This window comes from Telluria sp. LT1R51-2 (assembly GCF_059685775.1).
Window position 1 is genome coordinate 2685025 of record NZ_JCASIM010000001.1, and the last position, 18475, is coordinate 2703499.

At 62.7% G+C, this 18475-nt stretch carries 20 protein-coding genes; 8 read left to right on the plus strand and 12 right to left on the minus strand.

Translation table 11 applies throughout. The features are described 5' to 3' along the window. The first annotated feature begins 69 nt into the window (after nt 1–69). Nucleotides 70–1041 (plus strand): LysR family transcriptional regulator, encoded by a 972-nt coding sequence (locus AC56LH_RS11745; protein WP_499646188.1) that lies wholly within the window; start codon nt 70–72, stop codon nt 1039–1041. Here the strand turns inward: AC56LH_RS11745 and AC56LH_RS11750 are convergent. Then, nucleotides 1012–1857, minus strand: a complete 846-nt coding sequence (locus AC56LH_RS11750) for a helix-turn-helix domain-containing protein (RefSeq protein ID WP_499646190.1) — start codon at nt 1855–1857, stop codon at nt 1012–1014. The two genes, AC56LH_RS11745 and AC56LH_RS11750, sit on opposite strands and share 30 nt — an antisense overlap. 75 nt (nt 1858–1932) lie before the next feature. Here AC56LH_RS11750 and AC56LH_RS11755 point away from each other — a divergent pair, with 75 nt between their 5' ends. After that, nucleotides 1933–2289, plus strand: coding sequence for a cupin domain-containing protein (locus tag AC56LH_RS11755; protein ID WP_499646192.1), 357 nt, complete (start codon nt 1933–1935; stop codon nt 2287–2289). Nucleotides 2290–2402: 113 nt separating this feature from the next. Then, complete coding sequence (locus tag AC56LH_RS11760; protein ID WP_499646194.1) at nt 2403–2879, plus strand: hypothetical protein; 477 nt, start codon at nt 2403–2405, stop codon at nt 2877–2879. Nucleotides 2880–2895: 16 nt separating this feature from the next. Here the strand turns inward: AC56LH_RS11760 and AC56LH_RS11765 are convergent, their stop codons facing one another. From AC56LH_RS11765 to AC56LH_RS11795, 7 genes are all read right to left on the minus strand, one after another. After that, nucleotides 2896–3255 (minus strand): translation initiation factor Sui1, encoded by a 360-nt coding sequence (locus tag AC56LH_RS11765; protein ID WP_499646196.1) that lies wholly within the window; start codon nt 3253–3255, stop codon nt 2896–2898. A 5-nt stretch (nt 3256–3260) separates the two neighbouring features. Continuing rightward, complete coding sequence (locus tag AC56LH_RS11770; protein ID WP_499646198.1) at nt 3261–4223, minus strand: hypothetical protein; 963 nt, start codon at nt 4221–4223, stop codon at nt 3261–3263. Between the two features lie 471 nt (nt 4224–4694). After that, nucleotides 4695–4835 (minus strand): hypothetical protein, encoded by a 141-nt coding sequence (locus AC56LH_RS11775; protein WP_499646200.1) that lies wholly within the window; start codon nt 4833–4835, stop codon nt 4695–4697. A 215-nt stretch (nt 4836–5050) separates the two neighbouring features. Further along, the gene (locus tag AC56LH_RS11780) at nt 5051–6208 is read right to left on the minus strand and encodes a branched-chain amino acid ABC transporter substrate-binding protein (RefSeq protein ID WP_499646202.1); all 1158 of its coding nucleotides are present in this window, start codon (nt 6206–6208) and stop codon (nt 5051–5053) included. A gap of 22 nt (nt 6209–6230) precedes the next feature. Then, nucleotides 6231–7592, minus strand: a complete 1362-nt coding sequence (locus tag AC56LH_RS11785; RefSeq protein ID WP_499646204.1) for an amidohydrolase — start codon at nt 7590–7592, stop codon at nt 6231–6233. Nucleotides 7593–7683: 91 nt separating this feature from the next. Beyond that, nucleotides 7684–7944 (minus strand): hypothetical protein, encoded by a 261-nt coding sequence (locus tag AC56LH_RS11790; RefSeq protein WP_499646206.1) that lies wholly within the window; start codon nt 7942–7944, stop codon nt 7684–7686. Nucleotides 7945–8041: 97 nt separating this feature from the next. Then, the gene (locus tag AC56LH_RS11795; RefSeq protein WP_499646208.1) at nt 8042–9283 is read right to left on the minus strand and encodes a Gfo/Idh/MocA family protein; all 1242 of its coding nucleotides are present in this window, start codon (nt 9281–9283) and stop codon (nt 8042–8044) included. 324 nt (nt 9284–9607) lie between these two features. On the opposite strand from AC56LH_RS11795, the gene AC56LH_RS11800 reads away from it, so the two are divergent. Continuing rightward, nucleotides 9608–11908: a putative bifunctional diguanylate cyclase/phosphodiesterase gene (locus AC56LH_RS11800; RefSeq protein ID WP_499646210.1), complete on the plus strand. Its 2301-nt coding sequence runs from the start codon at nt 9608–9610 to the stop codon at nt 11906–11908. Between the two features lie 90 nt (nt 11909–11998). Here the strand turns inward: AC56LH_RS11800 and AC56LH_RS11805 are convergent, their stop codons facing one another. Together AC56LH_RS11805 and AC56LH_RS11810 are read right to left on the minus strand one after the other, a co-directional pair. After that, complete coding sequence (locus AC56LH_RS11805; RefSeq protein ID WP_499648457.1) at nt 11999–13261, minus strand: hybrid sensor histidine kinase/response regulator; 1263 nt, start codon at nt 13259–13261, stop codon at nt 11999–12001. Further along, nucleotides 13177–13953 (minus strand): PAS domain-containing protein, encoded by a 777-nt coding sequence (locus tag AC56LH_RS11810; RefSeq protein ID WP_499646212.1) that lies wholly within the window; start codon nt 13951–13953, stop codon nt 13177–13179. The genes AC56LH_RS11805 and AC56LH_RS11810 overlap by 85 nt, the downstream gene beginning before the upstream one ends. A gap of 236 nt (nt 13954–14189) precedes the next feature. Here AC56LH_RS11810 and AC56LH_RS11815 point away from each other — a divergent pair, with 236 nt between their 5' ends. Next, nucleotides 14190–14372 carry a hypothetical protein gene (locus tag AC56LH_RS11815; protein ID WP_499646214.1) on the plus strand — a complete coding sequence of 61 codons (183 nt, stop codon included), beginning with the start codon at nt 14190–14192 and terminating at the stop codon, nt 14370–14372. Between the two features lie 75 nt (nt 14373–14447). Here the strand turns inward: AC56LH_RS11815 and AC56LH_RS11820 are convergent, their stop codons facing one another. Both AC56LH_RS11820 and AC56LH_RS11825 read right to left on the minus strand, forming a co-directional pair. Next, on the minus strand, nt 14448–15056 hold the full coding sequence (locus AC56LH_RS11820; RefSeq protein WP_499646216.1) for a PH domain-containing protein: 609 nt from the start codon (nt 15054–15056) through the stop codon (nt 14448–14450). 42 nt (nt 15057–15098) lie between these two features. Then, the gene (locus tag AC56LH_RS11825) at nt 15099–15905 is read right to left on the minus strand and encodes a TOBE domain-containing protein (protein WP_499646218.1); all 807 of its coding nucleotides are present in this window, start codon (nt 15903–15905) and stop codon (nt 15099–15101) included. Nucleotides 15906–15966: 61 nt separating this feature from the next. On the opposite strand from AC56LH_RS11825, the gene modA reads away from it, so the two are divergent. From modA to modC, 3 genes are read left to right on the plus strand one after another with little or no spacing between them, the layout of a single operon-like run. Continuing rightward, on the plus strand, nt 15967–16710 hold the full coding sequence (gene modA / locus AC56LH_RS11830) for a molybdate ABC transporter substrate-binding protein (RefSeq protein WP_499646220.1): 744 nt from the start codon (nt 15967–15969) through the stop codon (nt 16708–16710). 4 nt (nt 16711–16714) lie between these two features. Next, on the plus strand, nt 16715–17398 hold the full coding sequence (modB, locus tag AC56LH_RS11835) for a molybdate ABC transporter permease subunit (RefSeq protein WP_258834921.1): 684 nt from the start codon (nt 16715–16717) through the stop codon (nt 17396–17398). Continuing rightward, the gene (gene modC, locus AC56LH_RS11840; RefSeq protein WP_499646222.1) at nt 17395–18471 is read left to right on the plus strand and encodes a molybdenum ABC transporter ATP-binding protein; all 1077 of its coding nucleotides are present in this window, start codon (nt 17395–17397) and stop codon (nt 18469–18471) included. Before modB ends, modC begins: the two co-directional genes overlap by 4 nt. Nucleotides 18472–18475 lie beyond the last annotated feature (4 nt).

Consider the following 18475-nt stretch of genomic DNA (forward strand, 5'->3'; position numbering starts at 1 on the left):
AGAGATAAAAATTCGCATGTTGGATAAGAATTCCTGCATCATGTGGAATAAATTTCCAGGAATTAGCCAATGACACCCGCAGAACGCCTGAAAGGCCTTGAAACCTTCGTTGCCGTGGCCGACGCCGGCAGTTTCACGGCGGCCGCCGACCGGCTCAATCTGACCAACTCCGCCGTTGGCAAGTCCATTGCCCGGCTCGAAGGGCGATTGAAGCGGCCGCTGTTCGACCGCACCACGCGCAAGCTCGAGATGACGGACGCCGGCAACGTGTTCTACAAGGTCTGCGTGCGCGTGCTGGACGAACTTGAAGCGGCCGAGCGCCTGTTGGCGCACGACCATATCGCCCCGTCGGGCCGGCTGCGCGTGGACATGCCGGCCACCTTCGGCCGCATGCATGCCGTGCGGTCGCTGCTGGCGTTTGCCGAGCAGTATCCGCAGGTGCAGCCGCACGTGTCGTTCACCGACCGCTTCGTCGATCCGGTCGAGGATGGCCTGGACGTGGTGGTGCGCATCGGCGGCTCGGACACGTGGCCGGCGGCGCTGTGCTACCAGCACCTGGGGGACGAAGAGCTTGTCTTCTGCGCGTCGCCCGCCTATGTGGCGCGGCACGGCGCCCCGACGACGCTGGAAGCGTTACTGGGTCATGACGCCATCCTGTACGGCCGCGCGGACGGCAGCACGAGTCCATGGCTGATCAAGGATGGCGACCTGCCTCTGGCGCGCCAGCATGTGAACGGGCGCATCGTGTTGGGCCAGGCCGAGGCGCAGGTCACGGCGGTAGAGATGGGACTGGGGATCGCGCAATTGGCCACCTGGCTCGTCGAGCAGCAGCTGCGCGACGGCACCCTGGTGAAAATCCTGCCGGAGCTGGCCACGGCCGGCCTGCCGCTGTATCTGGTGTGGCAGCGCAGCCGCCAGCACGCGCCCAAGGTAACGGCGCTGATCGCACACTTTGCGCAGACGTTGACGATCCGGCCTGCCGCAGCTGATGCAACTGATGCAGCGGATGCGCTAGCGCCGCAGCCTGTCGCGCCAGCCTGACGGGGTCACGCCGACACAGCCCTTGAAGCGCCGCGTCAGGTGGCTCTGGTCGGCAAAGCCGCATTCGATCGCCACCGCCGCGAGCGGCATCCCGCCCCGGATCAGCGTGCAGGCATGGGCCACGCGCACCGAATTGAGGTACACGTGCGGCGGCGTGTGATACGCCGCGCTGAACGCGCGCGTGAGATGCGTGCGCGACATGCCGGCCACGGCGGCCAGGTCGGCCACCGTGAGATCGCGCTGGAAATACATGCGGATATAGTCCCTGACTCGCGCCATGCGCGCATCGGCGGCGAATGCGCCGGTCCGTTCGGGAGGCATCCCGGGACGCTCGCCATGGCGCGCCAGCATCGTGCCAAGGAATGCACGCAGCAGCGTTTCTGCCCGCAGCGACTCGGCTGACGTTGCCAACAGGCTGCCGGACAGCCGCGCAAACGTCGCAGCCATCCGGTGATCGGTCACGCATGGCCGGGTGAAATACCGGCCATCGGCGCGTTCGCCCTCGGGCGCGATGCAGCTCGCGACGAACGCATCCGGCACATACCAGATCGCATAGCGGAACCCGTCGGCCGTGCCAGCGCTGCCATCATGGTCTTCGTCCGGATTGAACAGGACCAGGTCGCCCACCTGGCTGTCGTACTGCGCGCCCTTGCAGCGAAACCGCTGCACCCCGGCGGTGGTCACGCCGATCGCGAAACCATCGTGACTGTGGCGCTCGAATGCGTGATCGGTGAAGCTGGCCTGCATCAGCGTGATGCCGCCCGCCAGCGCCGAAAAGGTGGTGTCGTTCACTGGCCGGGCGGGTGCGGTATGCATGCAACAATTGTACAAGACCCCTGGCCACTCGCAGGCGCACCATGATGTTTTCACTTTTTAACTTAAGGAGAACGCATGAGCGCTGCAATCGACCTTGCCGGCAAGCTGGCCACCTTCAACGAAGCCTGGCAACCGCGCACGGTCAGCCTGTTCAACGGCCACGACGTCATGGTCGCCAAGTTGCGTGGCGAATACCACTGGCATGTGCACGACGATTCGGACGATTTTTTCCTGGTGCTGGCGGGTAGTCTGGAGATCGACCTCGACGACGGCACGACCGTGACACTGGCGCCAGGCCAGTTGTATGTCGTACCGCAAGGCGTGCGGCATCGGCCCCGCGCGCCCCTCGAAGCGCACATCATGCTGATCGAACGCACCGGCACGCCGAACAGCGGCGACCCAGCCACGGCGGCCCCACGCCGTACGATCTAGCGTCCTTACAGAACAGGCGGGATTTCGATTTTGTGTTAAAAATAAGGCAACTGAATCAATCCTGTATTCGGTTGAACAATGTATCGAACAACACAATTTACTTAGGACTAAACATGAAATCTACCAGCCTGCTCTCCTCCGCCCTGATTGGCGCCGTCGCCAGCGCCCGCTCGATGACGCCGATGGCCACCCTTGCCGCTGCACGCCTGGCCGGTCGCCAGACGTCGGGCAACCTCGTCCTGCTGGATCGCCCATTGTTCAAGTACGGCGCACTGGCCATGGGCGCCGGTGAACTGTACGGCGACAAGATGAAGTCGGCGCCGGACCGCACCGTGTTCCTGGGCCTGCTGGCACGCATTGCCAGCGCGGGCATCGCCGGTGCGGCGCTCGCGCCAGAGGGTCGTGAAAAGGCAGGCGCTGCAGTTGCTGTGGCGACCGCCGTACCGCTGGCGTATGCCACGCTGGCCGCCCGCAAGCAGGCAATGGCCAAGATCGGCCAGACCCGCAGCGGCCTGATCGAAGACGCGCTGATCGTCGCTGCCGGCGTAGCCGTCGTGGCGCTGGCAACGCGCGCCGCACGCGACTATTGATACAGCCGGGCCGGCGTCAGCCGCCGGCCCGCTTTGCCCGGTGCCCGAGTTTGGCCAATGCCTGCAGCACGGTGTCGCAATGATCGCCCTGCACTTCGATCACGCCGTCCTTGACGGTGCCGCCGGCACCGCAGGCAGTACGCAATTGCTTGCCGAGCACGGCCAGGGCCATCGGGTCGAGCGCCACGCCCTTGACGAGCGTGACGCTCTTGCCACCCCGCCCTTTGCTCTGCAACGACACGCGCACATTGCCATCGCCAACCGGCGCGGCATTGGCGCCCGTCTTGCAGGTGCACTGCGCGACGGGCTGGCGACAGGTCGGGCACATGCGGCCTGTTTCCGTGGAATAGACGAGACCGCCATTCGAACTACGCATCGTGGTCAGTCCAGCCGCTTGAGGCGCTGCCCCATGATGCCCCAGCGGCAATCCACGCCGTCGACCCGTCCCACCAGCGCCCAACCGGTGCCGATCTTTTCGACGGTGACGCGGCTCTCGATTTCCTTGGCAAGCTTCTCGGCCCAGCCAGTGGCGGCGCCCTGCCCCTTGAACAGTTCCTTGCCGTCGTAAATCACGGTTGCATCGAAGACGGACATGGCGAATATGGTCATTGCTTCCTCTGGACTTCTGAACGAAAGCAGCATCCTACCACCGGTCACCGTCGCATAACCTCGCCACGCATGATGCATCGCAGGCGCGCTGCCTGAACGCCGATTGATCGTCGCCGCATGGAAATCGGCGTATTTGGCGGCATCGATCAATTTGAGGAGATCCGCCTTGCCGGTGTCTGACCAGCCGGTGCGCCGTTCGACGACCTTGCTGTTCCTGAGCAGATAAAAAGACGGTATGCCTGTCACGTCGATGCTCTCCCATTGCGTGGCACTATATGGCGCGTGGATTGGCATCGACGGATTGACGCCGTTCCACTCGCTGATCAGATATGTGTCGATGGGTGCGTTGGGGGCAGTGGCCAACACGAGACGCGCCTGTTGCAAACGCCGCTGGAGTTCGGGGTCAGCCTGTAGCGCTCGCAGTGCGTTGGCAGAATGATGGCAGCCAGCGCCGACAACTATCACGAGTTTCGTACCGGGCCGACTCGGCATGGCAATGCGGATCAGGGTATTGTGCTTCGCGTCGTACGCCAACGCGCTGCGGCCTGCGAAGGCTGGGCCGAGCGAATCCACCACCTGAGGAACGGCCCTCGCGGCGAGATCGGGACGCATGGCAGCCGACGCCTGCGCATTCGCGAAACGACGCGCAGCGAGCAAGGCGTACAGTATGGCGTCATCCAGCGTGCGCCGGGTATCGATACCGCGTGCGGTGAGTTCGTCGTGCAACTGCAGCATGTCGTCGGCCGATATGCAGCCGGCCAGCTGGCAACACAGGCAAAAACCCAGATGCTACGCTGGAAAATTCAATGACACTGCGTCTCTTGGCTTACTTTTCCCTGTTTTTGCCAGGCCATATAGCAAAGCATATTCCACAGAAAATCCCCACGAATGCAGCACGGCCCCAATCGAACTCGTCTGTACTGCTCAGGAAACCGGTGTAAAGAAGTGTGCCAACGGCAACTCCTGTCGCATTAAGAAAAAAAAATCATCGTTTGCGAAAGTCATCTTGATCTGAATATCGTACCGCAGCCAACCATCCTGCAACAGCCAATGAGTCGCTCAACCGGCAGTTAGCCACCAAGAGCAGATATTCAAAATCTTTTTCGATTTCCAAGTATTAAAAAAGCGACCGATGCAAAACCGCAAAGTATTCCTATACCGATACCTCGCACCAAGAAATTGGCAGATATCGGTCCAACCATGTACTCATAGACGAAAACTAACAGACCTACAAGCAATCCAGCAAGCACGCTCTGGATAATCAATTTTTTTGTAATGTTCATGCCCTGTTTTCTTTACTGAATCTGCATTGTTTCTTGTTTCAGAAATACGCGCTTGCGTCATCATGTTTTATCCAGCATAGCAGACACACAAGTTCCATAAGTCACAGAATGTCACAATGACCTTCATTGGCCCTGCATTGAAATCTCGATGTATCAGCAGCAAATTGCTGGCCGCAATAGGCAATGGCCGTCAGCACCTGCGTCTGGTACAGCCAAACTTGGATAACGTCAGGATTACAACAGCCATTGTCGGCATGGCGATCGTTTGAATTCTGCGCGTCAGCGCAGCACTGCCAACCTGACTTTCTTGCCTTTGCGGAAGGTATAGATCGTCATCGCCGCGTCGCGCAAATCGCCCTTCTGATCGAAGGCGATACTGCCGGTAATGCCCTCGTGCCTGACGGCGGCCAAGGCCGGCAGGAACCTGGCTGGATCGCTCGAATTTGTGGTCTGCATCGCTTTTGCGAATACCATCACCGCATCGTAGGCATAAGGCGCATAGGACTGTATCGGGAGCTTGTAGCGCTGCTGATAACGCTGTGTGAATGTATTCAGGCCCGCTTCCTGCGCAGCACCAACGCCCCCCGCCACGACGCAGTACACCTTGTCGTCGACCAGCGCGTCGCCGGCCAGCAGCGGCATTTTTTCCGAGCAGACACCGTCGCCCGAAATGAGCTTGGCGCGCAGACCGAGCGCCTTCATCTGTTTGAGCATCGGCCCGGCCACCGCGTCCATGCCGCCATAAAAAATCACGTCCGGATCGCGCGCACGGATCTGGGTCAGGATGGCGCTGAAGTCGGTTGCCTTGTCGGTCGTGAACTGGCGGCTGACCACGCTCGTGCCCGCCCCCGCCTTCTTGACGCCCTTGACGAATTCGTCGGCCAGCCCCTGGCCGAAGGCGGTGCGGTCGTCGATCACGGCAATCTTTTTGGCTTTCAGGGTGCCGAGCGAATACGTGGCCAGCGTGCGGCCGATCAGGTTGTCGTTGGCGACCACGCGAAACGCCGTCCTGAATCCCTGATTGGTGTAGACGGGCGTCGTGGCCGCTGGCGAAATCTGCGGAATCCCGGCGTTCGCATAGATTTTCGAGGCCGGCACGGTCGTACCCGAATTGAGGTGCCCGACGACGGCCGCCACCTTCGCATCGACCAGCTTTTGCGCGACCGTCGTGCCGGTCCGCGGATCGGCAGCGTCGTCCTCGGGCTGCAAGACCCATTGGACCTTGCTGCCGCCCAGCACGATGCCCTTCGCGTTGAGGTCATCAATCGCCATGCGGGCGCCGTTTTCGATGTCCTTGCCCGCATGGGCGCTGGGGCCGGACAGCGGAGACACCGTACCAATTTTGACTTGCACCACCTTGCCTGCAGGCTGGGCCTGGGCAAATGGTACGACGGCAAGGACAAGCGAGGATGCAGCTGCGAAGACAGGAAAATGCATGACGGGCCTTGTGAAGATGCGCCTAGCGCTGTGGCGCCATCAGGTCGAGCAGGATCGCCGTCTCGGCCTTGATGGTATTGGTGAGCGTTGGTTTGAGATCCGGCGCCCATTGTGGCGAGTGGGTGCCCGGCAAGGGCTTGCCAGCCTTTTTCGCTGCCTCGAGACGACCAGCATCGACCGCGCCCACGTGCAGCAGCAGCGCCTTCACACCGGGCTGCTGGCCATACATGGCGAAGTCTTCAGACGTCATCTTGGCCGGCATTTCTTTCACAAAATCAGGGCCGACGGCCTGCTCGACCGCCTTGACGGCGCGCGCCACCAGCTGTGGATCGTTGACCACCGAATCGGTGCCGGTCTTGACTTCCACCAGCGGCTCCTTCGGCGCGCCGGCGGCAAGCGCTTCGCCCTTGGCTTCGCGGGCGATGCTGGCCAGGACACGCTGGCGTACTTCGGGCCGGAAGGTGCGCACTGTCAGCGCCAGCTTCACTTGATCCGGCACGATATTGGCCTGGGTGCCGCCCTGGACGCTGCCAACCGTAATCACGACCGGGTCGAGTGGATTGTTTTCGCGCGAGATCAGGGTCTGCAGCGCCATCACCAGCCGCGCCGCCATTACCACCGGATCGCGCGTTTCATGCGGTACGGCGCCATGGCCGCCCTGCCCGAACATCGTGATCGTGACGGTGTCGGCCGACGCGCGGAATGGCCCGGCATGCCACATGACCGTACCCGACGCCATCGACGCGTCGTCATGCATCGACAGCGCGTAATCCGGTTTCGGGAAGCGCGTGAAGAGGCCGTCCTTGAGCATGGCGGCCGCGCCGGTCAAGGCTTCTTCGGACGGCTGGCCGATCAGCATCAGCGTGCCGCTCCAGGCCTTGCGGTTTTCCGCCATCAGTTTTGCCGTGCCATACCAGGCAGCCATGTGCAGATCGTGACCGCAGGCATGCGCCACCGGCACGGTGTCACCGGCGGCATTTTTCGTCGTGACCTTGCTGGCAAACGGCAGACCGGTCTTTTCCAGCACCGGCAGCGCATCCATCTCGGTACGCAGCATCACGGTCGGCCCCGGACCATTCTTGAGGATCGCCACGACGCCGGTGCCACCAACGCCGGTGGTCACCTCGAAGCCGAGCGCCTTGGCCCGTTCGGCCAGCTTGGCGGCGGTCTTGTGCTCTGCAAAACCGAGTTCGGGATTGGCGTGCAGGTCACGGTAGAAGGCTTCGAGTTTGGGGAAGTCAGCGGCCAGCTGGGTATCGAATGGCGCCGGAAGCGACGCAGCGTGCGCGCCGGCCTGGGACAGCCCAGCCAGCAGGCTGGCGGCGAGGACGGTGTGACGGAATGTGCTGCGGAACGTGCTGCGGAAAGTGCGTGAAAATGGCATCGTGACTCGCTTCAAGAGTTGGGAAGAGGCAGTTCCTGATTCATTCTGACTGCGCGCTGGCGCGCACGGGGATGGCGGCGCGCCAGCGAACTCAGGCTTGTTCCTGCTGGAACTGGGTGCGCTGGGTCCCGATTTCCTGCATATAACCTTCGAACTCGGCAGACGTCTCGATGCGTCGCACGACCTGGTTATTGCTGTCGTCTACCGTGAATACCCCGCCGCGTTCCAGCACGCCCAGAACGGCGGCCCGAACATTTTCAAGCGACACATCACTGCCCGTCGTGGCCAATGCAGTCCAGGTATCCTGGTCGATCGATACATCGTGTTCAAGAAATTGCAGGTTGAATTTCATGGTGTTTTTTATCTCGAAGGGAATGAGTTTTCAACATAACATGAACGCCGCAGCCGCGATTTTCCACTGGCTGCGGTGCAGCAGGCAGCAAAGGTGTTCAATCGGCGCTGTCCGGCTCAGGCCCACGCGTCTTGCCTGCGGGCGGCTTGAGCTTGACGACCCGGCCACTACGCGCCGATTCGTAGATCGCATCCATGATGCGCTGGTCCTGCAGTCCCTCCTCGCCCGGCGTGTGCACGTCCTTGTTTTGCTGGATGCAGCTGGCAAAGTGGTCGATCATCAGCGTGAACTGGTTGGTCTTGCCGGCCGGGATCTCGCTGGTCTGGTCCTTGCCGTCGACCACGCGTGTGATCCGCAGCTTGTTGCCGTGATAGGCATACGCAGGGTCCATGTCGGCCCATGCTTCGAACCCGTTCAGGCGGAACATCTGCGACTTGTGCGCCGAATAGCTGGTGCTGCAGGTGGCCGAGAAACCGCTTGGAAAGCGCAGGACGAACTGGCACGATTCCTCGACTTCGCGAAAGCGCGCGTCGCCTGGCGTCGACCAGATGCTGCCGAACACCTCGGTCGGTTCTTCACCGCTGAGAAAGCGCGCGGCATTGATGCAGTAGATACCGATGTCCGGCAGCGCGCCGCCACCCGCCAGCGCCTTCCTGAGGCGCCAGTGCTGCGGGTCGCCCATGTTCTGGGAGTTGACCGAGTTGAATTCCTTCAGCGCGCCCAGCTTTTTGTCGCCGACCATTTTGATCAGCGTGCGATCCAGCGCTTCGTACTGGCTGCGGTAGGCGATCATCAACTGGCGCCCGGCCTTGCGGCAAGCGTCGATCATCTGGCGGCACTCGGCTGCGCTGTTGGCCATCGGCTTTTCGCACAGCACGTGCTTGCCGGCACGCGCTGCGCGCACCGTGTAGTCGAGGTGCAGATGATTGGGCAGCGCGATATACACGCCTTTCACGTCCGCCATCTGCGCCAGCTTGTCGTAGTCCTTGTAGTCGAGCACGGCGCTCTCGGGGATGTTGTACTGGCGTGCGACCTTCAGCCCCTTGTCACGGTCCCCCGTGACCAGCGCCACGACTTTTGCATGCTTGCTTCGCTGGAAGGCGGGCAGCATCTCGTCGATGGCGATGCGGCCGAGCCCGACCACGGCGACGCCCACCCGCTCACCCCACGAATCGCCCGGCGGTTCGGTCTTTTCCGGCTTTTCGGACTTGTCGAAGATGGGCGGGAAGCTGACCCTGTTCTGCTCGCTGGCCGCGGCCTGCAGCGCTGGTGTGGACAAGGCGGCCATGGTGCCGACATAGCGCAGAAAATCGCGGCGCGGCGGCTGATCGTGCTTCATGAGGATTCCTTTTGCGTAGCGGGAATTGATCCTCGCACGCGATCCGGAACAGCAGCGCTAGTTTGCCGTAAAGAAATGGTATGGGTGTTCTTGATGTCAGTGCATTCGCACCAGAGTCAACGCGTCGTGCAAATGCGATGGGCGGGTGGCCGCGCAGTTGATCATGACGTGGCGTTGTTCAATATCCACGCCATTTTTACAACTTCGTGTTTATTGCGCACAACAATGGACGTGTCCAGCGCGTGATTTTCCACAAAATGATACCATATTTCCCTTATACAACAATTGTGACCAAAGAACAATATCTCTGGTCTTTGTCCCGTCATGACCGATCTCGCCGATATTGCCCAATGGCGCGTCCGCATCTTCGCTTCCCTGATGTCAACCTTGCGCGTTCTTGTGCTCGTCGGCGTGGTACCCAGCGCAGCACTGGCCGTCTATCGTGACTTGCCGGCCGTTGCATTGATGGATGCAGTGGCACTGGTCTGGATCCTTGTCATCTCGCGTATGGATGCGCTCGATTACAGGCTGCGTGTCCTGAACTACCTCGTCATGCTGTTCAGCGCGGCGGTTTGCACGATGATCACGGTCGGGACCCTGGGCCTGTTATACCTGCTGTCGGCGCCGGTGATGTCGGTCATCCTGCTGGGCTTGCCTGCGGGACTGGTCATGCTGGCACTCGGCGCCGTCGCCATGATGGTGCTTGGCCTTGCCGGCTACATCCACTTTCCAATACAGAACGGCGATGCCAATTCATTCGCCACGGTGGCTATCTTCACCCTGAACTACACGTGCGTCGGCGCGTTCATCACGCTCACCTGCGGCAAATTGCTGAAGGGCTTGTCCACCTCGCTGAACAGCCAGCGCTTCGTGGCCGAGGCGCTGGCCGCCTCCAACGACGATTTGCGCCTGACCTCCGCAGCGTTGGCCGGGCTGAACGACATGGTGCTGATCGCCAGGGTTGGCGACGAGAAAAGCCCGGAGCACCCGGTCATCTTTGCAAATGCTGCGTTCGAGCGCCGCAGCGGTTACCGGTCCGATGAAATCATCGGACGCAGCCTGCGTGTTCTGCACGGACCCGATACCGATGCGGCGATTGTCGGCAAGATCGCTGGTGCGATGGCCCGGCAGGAGCCGGTTGCGGGTGAAATGATCCATTACACCAAGTCCGGCGAGCCGTGCTGGATCGAGGTGGAGATGGTGCCGTTTGCCAATCAAAGCCATGAGGTGACCCATTGGGTTGCCGTCGGACGTGACATCAGTGAACGGCGCCGCGCTGCCGATGCCATCCACCAGCTGGCATTCTTCGACGTCCTGACCGGCTTGCCGAACCGGCGGCTGCTGATGGAACGACTGGACCTGATGCTGGCGCGGGCGCATGCGGGCGACGGCATGGGCGCGGTGCTGTACATCGACCTGGACAACTTCAAGCATGTCAACGATGCGCGCGGCCATGCGACCGGCGACGCCGTCCTGCGGCATATCGCCACCTGCCTGTCGCGTGCCGTGCACCAGCAGGATACGGTGGCGCGGCTCGGTGGCGACGAATTTGTCGTGCTGGCCGAACACCTGGACTGCAGCACCGGGAGCGCCACCGGTGCCGCCCTGGCGCTTGCCGGCAGGGTCCGCGCAGCCATCACCGAAAGCGTCCTGATCGACGGCCAGCTGTACCGGCTGTCGGGCAGTATCGGTATTGCCCTGCCGACGAGACCGGGCCATACCGTACCGGACCTCCTGCGCGAAGCGGACACGGCGATGTATCACGCCAAGGACGGCGGGCGCAATCAGGTAGCCCTGTTCGAACCCGGGATGCTGGCGGAAGCCGAAAACAAATTGATTCTCGAGCGCGACCTTGCCAATGCCATGGTCAACGATGAACTGGCACTGCATCTGCAGCTGCAGGTGGACCCCGAGGGAACGCCCATCGGCGCCGAAGCCCTGCTGCGCTGGCGCCGGGCGGACGGTGTGCTGATACCGCCCGACGTCTTCATCCCGGTCGCCGAAGCCTCCGGCCAGATCGTGGCGCTCGGTGCCTGGGTGTTGCGCCAGGCCTGTCTGACCTGGTGCGAACTCGACCGGGTGGGCCATGCGCTGCCGCTGTCGATCAACATCAGCCCGCGCCAGTTCCGCGAGCCGGATTTCGTGTCACAGGTTCAGGCGATCATCGGCGCCTGCAACGTGCCGCCACAGCAGCTGATTTTCGAAGTGACCGAAGGGCTGCTGGTCGACGACCTGGACCTGACGATTGCACGCATGGGCGAGCTGGCGCAGTTCGGCATCCGCTTTTCGATCGACGATTTCGGCACCGGTTACTCGAACCTGGCCTATCTGCGCCGCATGCCGCTGTATGAACTCAAGATCGACAAGAGTTTCATGCGCGATATGCCGCATGACATCAATGGCACCGCGATTGTCCAGTCGATCCTGGCCATGGCAGGCCATCTCAAACTGCGCGTGGTTGCCGAGGGCATTGAAACAGCCGAACAGGCGCACTTCCTGAACGAGCACGGCAGCCCATGCATGCAAGGCTACCTGTTCTGCCGGCCCATGGCGCTGTCCGATCTGGTCGAGCGCCTGGTGGCGGCCCGGCCGGCTGAAACGGCGCCGGAACTCGTGGACGGCTGACGCGCTCACGTTGTTACGTGGGACCGGGCTCACGAACATGCCCTGTCCAACGCGGGCGCCGCCAGCCGGGCCACGCGCGCATCGCCAGCGTTAGGTCGCGTGCTGTCGCAGCGAGGCACGACGCCGGCTGTCGGAGATTTCTGCCAGCAGGGATACCAGGTCGCCGCCGTCGACCGGTTTGACAAAATGAAAGTTGAACCCGGCCTGCTTCGATGCTGCGCGGTCCTCATCGCGGCCATATCCCGTCACGGCGATCAGGACGGCATCGGCGGTCGATGGATTCGCGCGGAGACGCCGCGCCAGCGAGAAACCATCGATTTCCGGCAAACCGATATCGAGCAGGTAGACATCGGCCGGCGCCACCCTGGCAGCGTGCAAGGCGGCGCTTGCGGTGTGTTCAGTGCTGACCTCGTGGCCATCTGCCGCGATTCTCAGCGACAGCATCTGAGCCGCATCAATATTGTCATCCACAACCATCACGCGCAGCGAGCCTGCCGGGTCGACCGACACCAGCACCGGCGTCGGGGAGTCCGACGTGGTGGCCGGCGGTGCCAGCGGCAACGTCACCACGAAGCGGCTCCCTTTACCAAGCCCACTGCTGCTGGCGCTGATTGCCCCATCATGCAGCTCGACCAGCCGCTTGACGACGGCAAGACCGATGCCCAGGCCACCCTGCGCACGATCGGCGCTGCGCTCAGCCTGGGCAAACAGGTCGAATGCGCGCGTGATCAATTCCTCGCTCATCCCGATTCCGTTGTCGCTGACGGCAATATGGACGCATCCGCCTTCGATGCCTGTCTCGACGCGCAGGACACCACCCGGCGCGGTGTACTTGGCCGCATTGTTGAGCAGGTTGGTCAATACCTGGATCAGCCGCTTGGCATCGCCGCAAACGATCAGGGCAGTAGCCTGCGGCGGCACATCGAGTCGGTGGCGCCGCGATTGCACGAGCGGCATCACCTGCTCCACCGACTGTTCGAGCAGCACCCGCAGGTCGACGCGCTGCTTGTCGATGACGACCAGTCCGCGCGTGACACGTGACACATCGAGCAAGTCGTCGACTAACCCGGTCAGGTGCCGCACCTGCCGCAAAATGACTGCGCTGGTGCGCTCCACCTGAGCGGCATCAGTCGATTTGCGGCCCAATAACTCGGCTGCGACCATGATCGGCGCGAGCGGATTACGCAGTTCGTGCGCCAGCATCGCCAGAAATTCGTCCTTGCGGCGATCGGCGTCGCGCAAGCCTTCTTCTGCCTTCAGACGCTCAGTCATATCGAGCATCGCCACGACGCCGGCCACCACCTGGCTACATGTGTTTGCGGACGGCTGCGCAGTGCCTGCACCAATGGCCATTCGTCCGGCGCAAGGCGGCGGCCATGGCGCTCCGAATGATCGGCCCACCAGCCCTTCCACTCCGAAAAATCGATCCGGGTATGCCTGGGCAGCGAACGACGGCTCCACAGCGCATCGTGGGCCGCATTCGATTCCAGGACCTGGGACTGCGTGTCGGCCATCATGATGCCCACTGGCGTTGCCTGCAGCACCGCATGCAGACGCGCATGTCCGGCCTCGGCCTCCCGTGCGGCAAGAAGCGCTTCTTGCTGGCTCAAGCGCAATGCCTCCTCGGCCCGCTTGCCCTCGGTGACTTCCATCGTCACGTGATAGATGCACAGCAAGACGCCGTTGTCGTCAAAGATCGGCGTGTTGACGGCATTCCAGAATCGTTCGACAAAGATCTCGACCCCGTCCGCGTTGGTGGAGCGAATCGGGTAGCGCTGGGTCGGCATGGACTGCGGCTCGCCGGTGTCGATGGCGCGTGCGATCGAGGCACGCAGCGCTTCGACCCCGGTGTCCAGGCGGTCGTTCGGATCCGACGGAAGCGCCTGAAACAAGGGCCGCCCGACCAGCTCCTCACGGGTATGGGCCACATTGCGCAAGAATGCGTCGTTGACATCCAAAATGATCGGGTCTGAACTGGGCGACAGGATATACGCACCGATGGGGGCATTCAGAAAAAATGAATGATAAAGAGATTGATTCAGCATGGGCGGCCCGGACGGTAGTTAATGCTCACATTAACCTGTCTGACTTCTGAAACCCGTGCGCTGGTTAACCAATGCGGGCCAAGACGGGTTGGGTGCGTCTATCCAGAGCACATCAGCAACGTCGCTTGCTGGCAACGTTCGCCAGCGTTGTCCTACACCCCTGGCCGCCATGGGACTATTCGTGCGCGCAAGAGCCGGAACTATGATGAAGCCACATTCCAAACAGCGAGGTCACCATGTCGATGCAGAACGAAAGCAAGGATACCAAAGCAAATATTGATAGCGGCAACAGCCAGGGCGGCCAGATCCAGCCCGACACGCAGGAGTCCGGCGAAAACGCCAATCAGCAGGGCCAGTTGCCCCCTAGCCAGACCGATGACGATCAGTACGATCAGGGCACCGTCAAGCGCGAACCCTGAACGTTTTCAGTTCGCCCGAAGTAACGGACGCCGGGCCTGGAGTGCATGCTCCAGGCCCGGCGTCTTTCAATCTGGTCAGTTGTGAATGTATTTGGTGTACACGTCGCTGAAATCGCGCTTGGTGTAGGTCTCGAGCATTGCCGTATTCAATGCGGTGAGCAATTCGTCGAACTGGCTGACCAGGCCACCGGCGCCCGGTGCGATATTGAGCTTGTGCACCGATGCAGTGGCATCCAGCGTACGCAGCGCGTTGCCGCGGCAAACCGCATCGCGTTGCTGCTGTTTACCGATCGAGATTAGCGCTTTATAGATGTCCTTGAGCTGTTCGATGAACGCTTTCTTGACGTCGATGGAGAACTTCGTGTCGTCCAGATTGAATTTGAGCTCGATATCCATATCGAGCGTGCCGGCTGTTTCGATGGTCACGCCACTGATCTGGTACGACGCGTAATCGTAGCGTTTGATCGCGCGTTTCGACGACATGGCCGATTCGCCATCCACATGGATCAGGCCAAGATTGGTAAAGCAGTATTCATCCTTCTTGCTTTTGATGAGAAAGAAGATCTGCTCGCCGTCTTCGGTGAACAGGTAGTCATCCGCATCGACATTGCCGTAGTCGGCCGGGCCGACAATGACGCCGATATCGCTGATGCCGAGTGCTTCTGCCGCCATACGCTTGAACATGATCGCCTTTCAGTGTTGGGAAAAAAGATACATTACCACCGTTTATTCGGGCACCCCAAGAATCACGCTCGACGCCTTGAACACGGCGGTTGCAGCGAGCCCTTCCGCCAGCCCCAGCGTATCGACACTTTCGTTTGTCACGGTCGCGGCAACCGTGCCGCCGCCGCCAAGCGCAATCACGACCTCGGCATTGACGGCGCCGCGCGTCAGGCGCGCAACGGTGCCGGCCAGCTGATTGCGCGCCGACAGCCGCACGCCCTCGCCCGCCGTCATGACGATCACCGACGACGATTTGATCAGCGCAAACACTTGCCGGCCCGGCGCCAGCGCCAGGTTGTCGGCGCTCTCGCGCGTAACGATCGCAACGATCTTCTGCCCGCCGGCGATGGCAAGTTCGATCTCGTCATTGACCGCACCCGGCAGCACGCGCGTGACGGTGCCAAAGAACTGATTGCGTGCGCTTGTTCGCATTTTGAACCTCGAAAACAGGGCGACATCGTCGGCCACGCCCGCTGCCTGCCGGTTGAGCCGTTCCAGAAAATCATGGTGCAGTTGCTCGACCATGGTGAAGTTCTCGACCAGTTGCGCGCCGCGCGCCGTCAGCCGCGTGCCGCCACCGCCCTTGCCGCCGGTTGAGCGCTGCACGAGCGGTTCGCCGGCCAGGTTGTTCATCGTGTCGATCGCTTCCCACGCCGCCTTGTAGCTCAGGCCGACCTGTTTTGCGGCCGCCGTGATCGAACCGCATTGCGCGAGCGCCGCCAGCAAGCCGACCCGGTTCGTGCCGCCGAGCTGCTCACCACCGATCGTCATCCAGACGGTGCCCTCGAGAGCGATGTGCCTGTCATCCATGTGCGCTCCAGAATCCGTTATATACTTGCGACTATAGCGCTTTTTACGACTCGAGGACGACATGAAATTCTTTGCCAGTGTGCTTGCCGTGGTGACCTGCCTGGGAACGGCCCATGCTGGCGACGTCCAGGTGGCGGTGGCCGCCAATTTCGCCGGCCCGATGGAAAAGCTGGCCGCGCAATTTCAGAAGGACACGGGCCACAAGGCCGTCGTCGCCAGTGGCGCCACCGGCAAATTCTATGCGCAGATCCGCAACGGCGCGCCGTTCGAGGTGCTGCTGTCGGCCGATGATGAAACGCCGGCGCGGCTGGAAGCCGAAGGCCAGGCCGTCGCCAAAAGCCGCTTTACCTACGCAATTGGCCGCCTCGTGCTGTGGTCGGTTAAGGCCAACTACGTCGATGCGGCTGGCGCCGTGCTCAAGACGGGCGACTTCACGCACCTGGCCATCGCCAATCCGAAGACGGCCCCGTACGGCGCGGCGGCAACGGCCGTCATCGACAAGCTGGGCTTGACCGCGCGTCTGCAACCACGTCTGGTGCAGGGCGAAAACATCGCGCAAGCCTTCCAGTTTGCCAGCACGGGCAACGCCGAACTGGGCTTCGTGGCGCAGGCGCAGGTCTGGCGCGACGGCAGATTCACGGCCGGTTCGGGCTGGATCGTTCCGGCGACCATGCATGCACCGATCCGCCAGGATGCCGCGCTGCTAACCCGCGGCGCGAAGAACCCGGCCGCGCAGGCGCTGCTGGATTATCTGCGCAGCGACAAGGCCAAGGCGCTGATCCGCGCCTACGGCTACGAAGTCTAGGCACATGCTCGACGCGTCCGACTTCGCCGCGATCTGGCTGACGCTCAAGCTCGCGACTCTCGTCACGCTGCTGTTGCTGCTGTTTGGCACGCCGCTGGCATGGTGGCTGGCGCGCACCCGCTCGCGCGCCAAGCGCGTCGTTGGCGCGCTCGTCGCCCTGCCCCTCGTGCTGCCCCCGACCGTGATCGGCTTTTATCTGCTGCTGGCGATGGGGCCGAACGGTCCGCTCGGGCAGCTGACCGGCGCGCTGGGGCTCGGTACGCTTGCCTTCACCTTCACGGGCCTCGTGATTGCATCGGTGTTCTATTCGCTGCCGTTCGTCGTGCAGCCCCTGCAGAATGCGTTCGAGGCCATCGGTGAACGCCCGCTCGAAGTGGCCGCCACGCTGCGCGCCGGGCCGTGGGACACGTTCTGGTCGGTGGTCGTGCCGCTGGCGCGCCCCGGCTTCGTCACCGGTGCGATCCTCGGCTTTGCGCACACGATCGGCGAATTCGGCGTCGTGCTCATGATCGGCGGGAACATCCCCGACAAGACGCGCGTCGTTTCCACCCAAATTTACGATCACGTCGAAGCGATGGAATATGCGCAGGCCCACTGGCTGGCCGGCGGCATGCTGGTGTTCAGCTTTGTCGTGCTGCTTACCTTGTACACGCTGTATCCCCAGTCGATGCGGGGGACGCAGCGATGATACCCATCTCGCTCGCATGCCGGATCGACCGCGGCACGTTCAACCTCGATGTCGACCTGGCCCTGCCCGGGCGCGGCGTAACCGCGCTGTTCGGTCACTCGGGTTCCGGCAAGACCACGCTGCTGCGCGTGCTGGCGGGCCTGGAGCGTGTGGCCGGTGCGCGCGTCGCGCTGGGCGACGAAGTGTGGCAGGACGATGCGCGCAAGGTATTCGTGCCGACCCACGAGCGGGGCATCGGCTACGTGTTCCAGGAAGCGAGCCTGTTCCCGCACCTCTCCGTGCGCGCCAATCTCGAGTTCGGACGCAAGCGCCTCAAGCCCGCCGAGCGCCGCTTCGACTTGCTGGCGGTAGCCGAACTGCTCGGCATCGAACGCCTGCTCGATGCCAGTCCCGCCACGCTGTCGGGCGGCGAGCGCCAGCGCGCGGCCATTGCGCGCACGCTGCTTGCCTCGCCCCGCCTGCTGTTGATGGACGAGCCGCTCGCTGCGCTCGACATGCGACGCAAGCTCGAGATCCTGCCGTATCTGGAACGCCTGCACGACGAACTGGCGCTGCCGGTCGTGTATGTCAGCCACGCGGCCGACGAAGTGGCGCGCCTGGCCGATCACCTGGTGGTGCTGGAAGAAGGCCGCGTACTGGCCAGCGGCCCGCTGGCTGCGACGCTCGCGCGGCTGGACCTGGCGGCGAATTTTCAGGACGACGCCGGTGTGATGCTGGAAACGACGCTGCAAGCGCACGACGCCGATGGCCTGTCGCACCTGGCGTTCGCCGGCGGCGTGCTGCTGGTGGGCCAGCGCGACGTCGCCATCGGCACCCGCGTGCGCTGCCGCATCCATGCGCGCGATGTGAGCCTGGCGCTGGAACGGCCACGCGGCAGCAGCATCACGAACATCCTGCCGGCGCGGGTCGATGCGGTCGGCCCGAGCGGCACGCCCGGCCAGGTGCTGGTGCGCCTGCTGGTCGGTGACACGGCGCTGCTGGCGCGGATCACCGAGCGTTCGCGGCGCGAACTGGCGATCGCGCCGGGCAGCGCGGTGTGGGCGCAGGTGAAGGCCGTGGCCTTGCTGGCCTGACCCT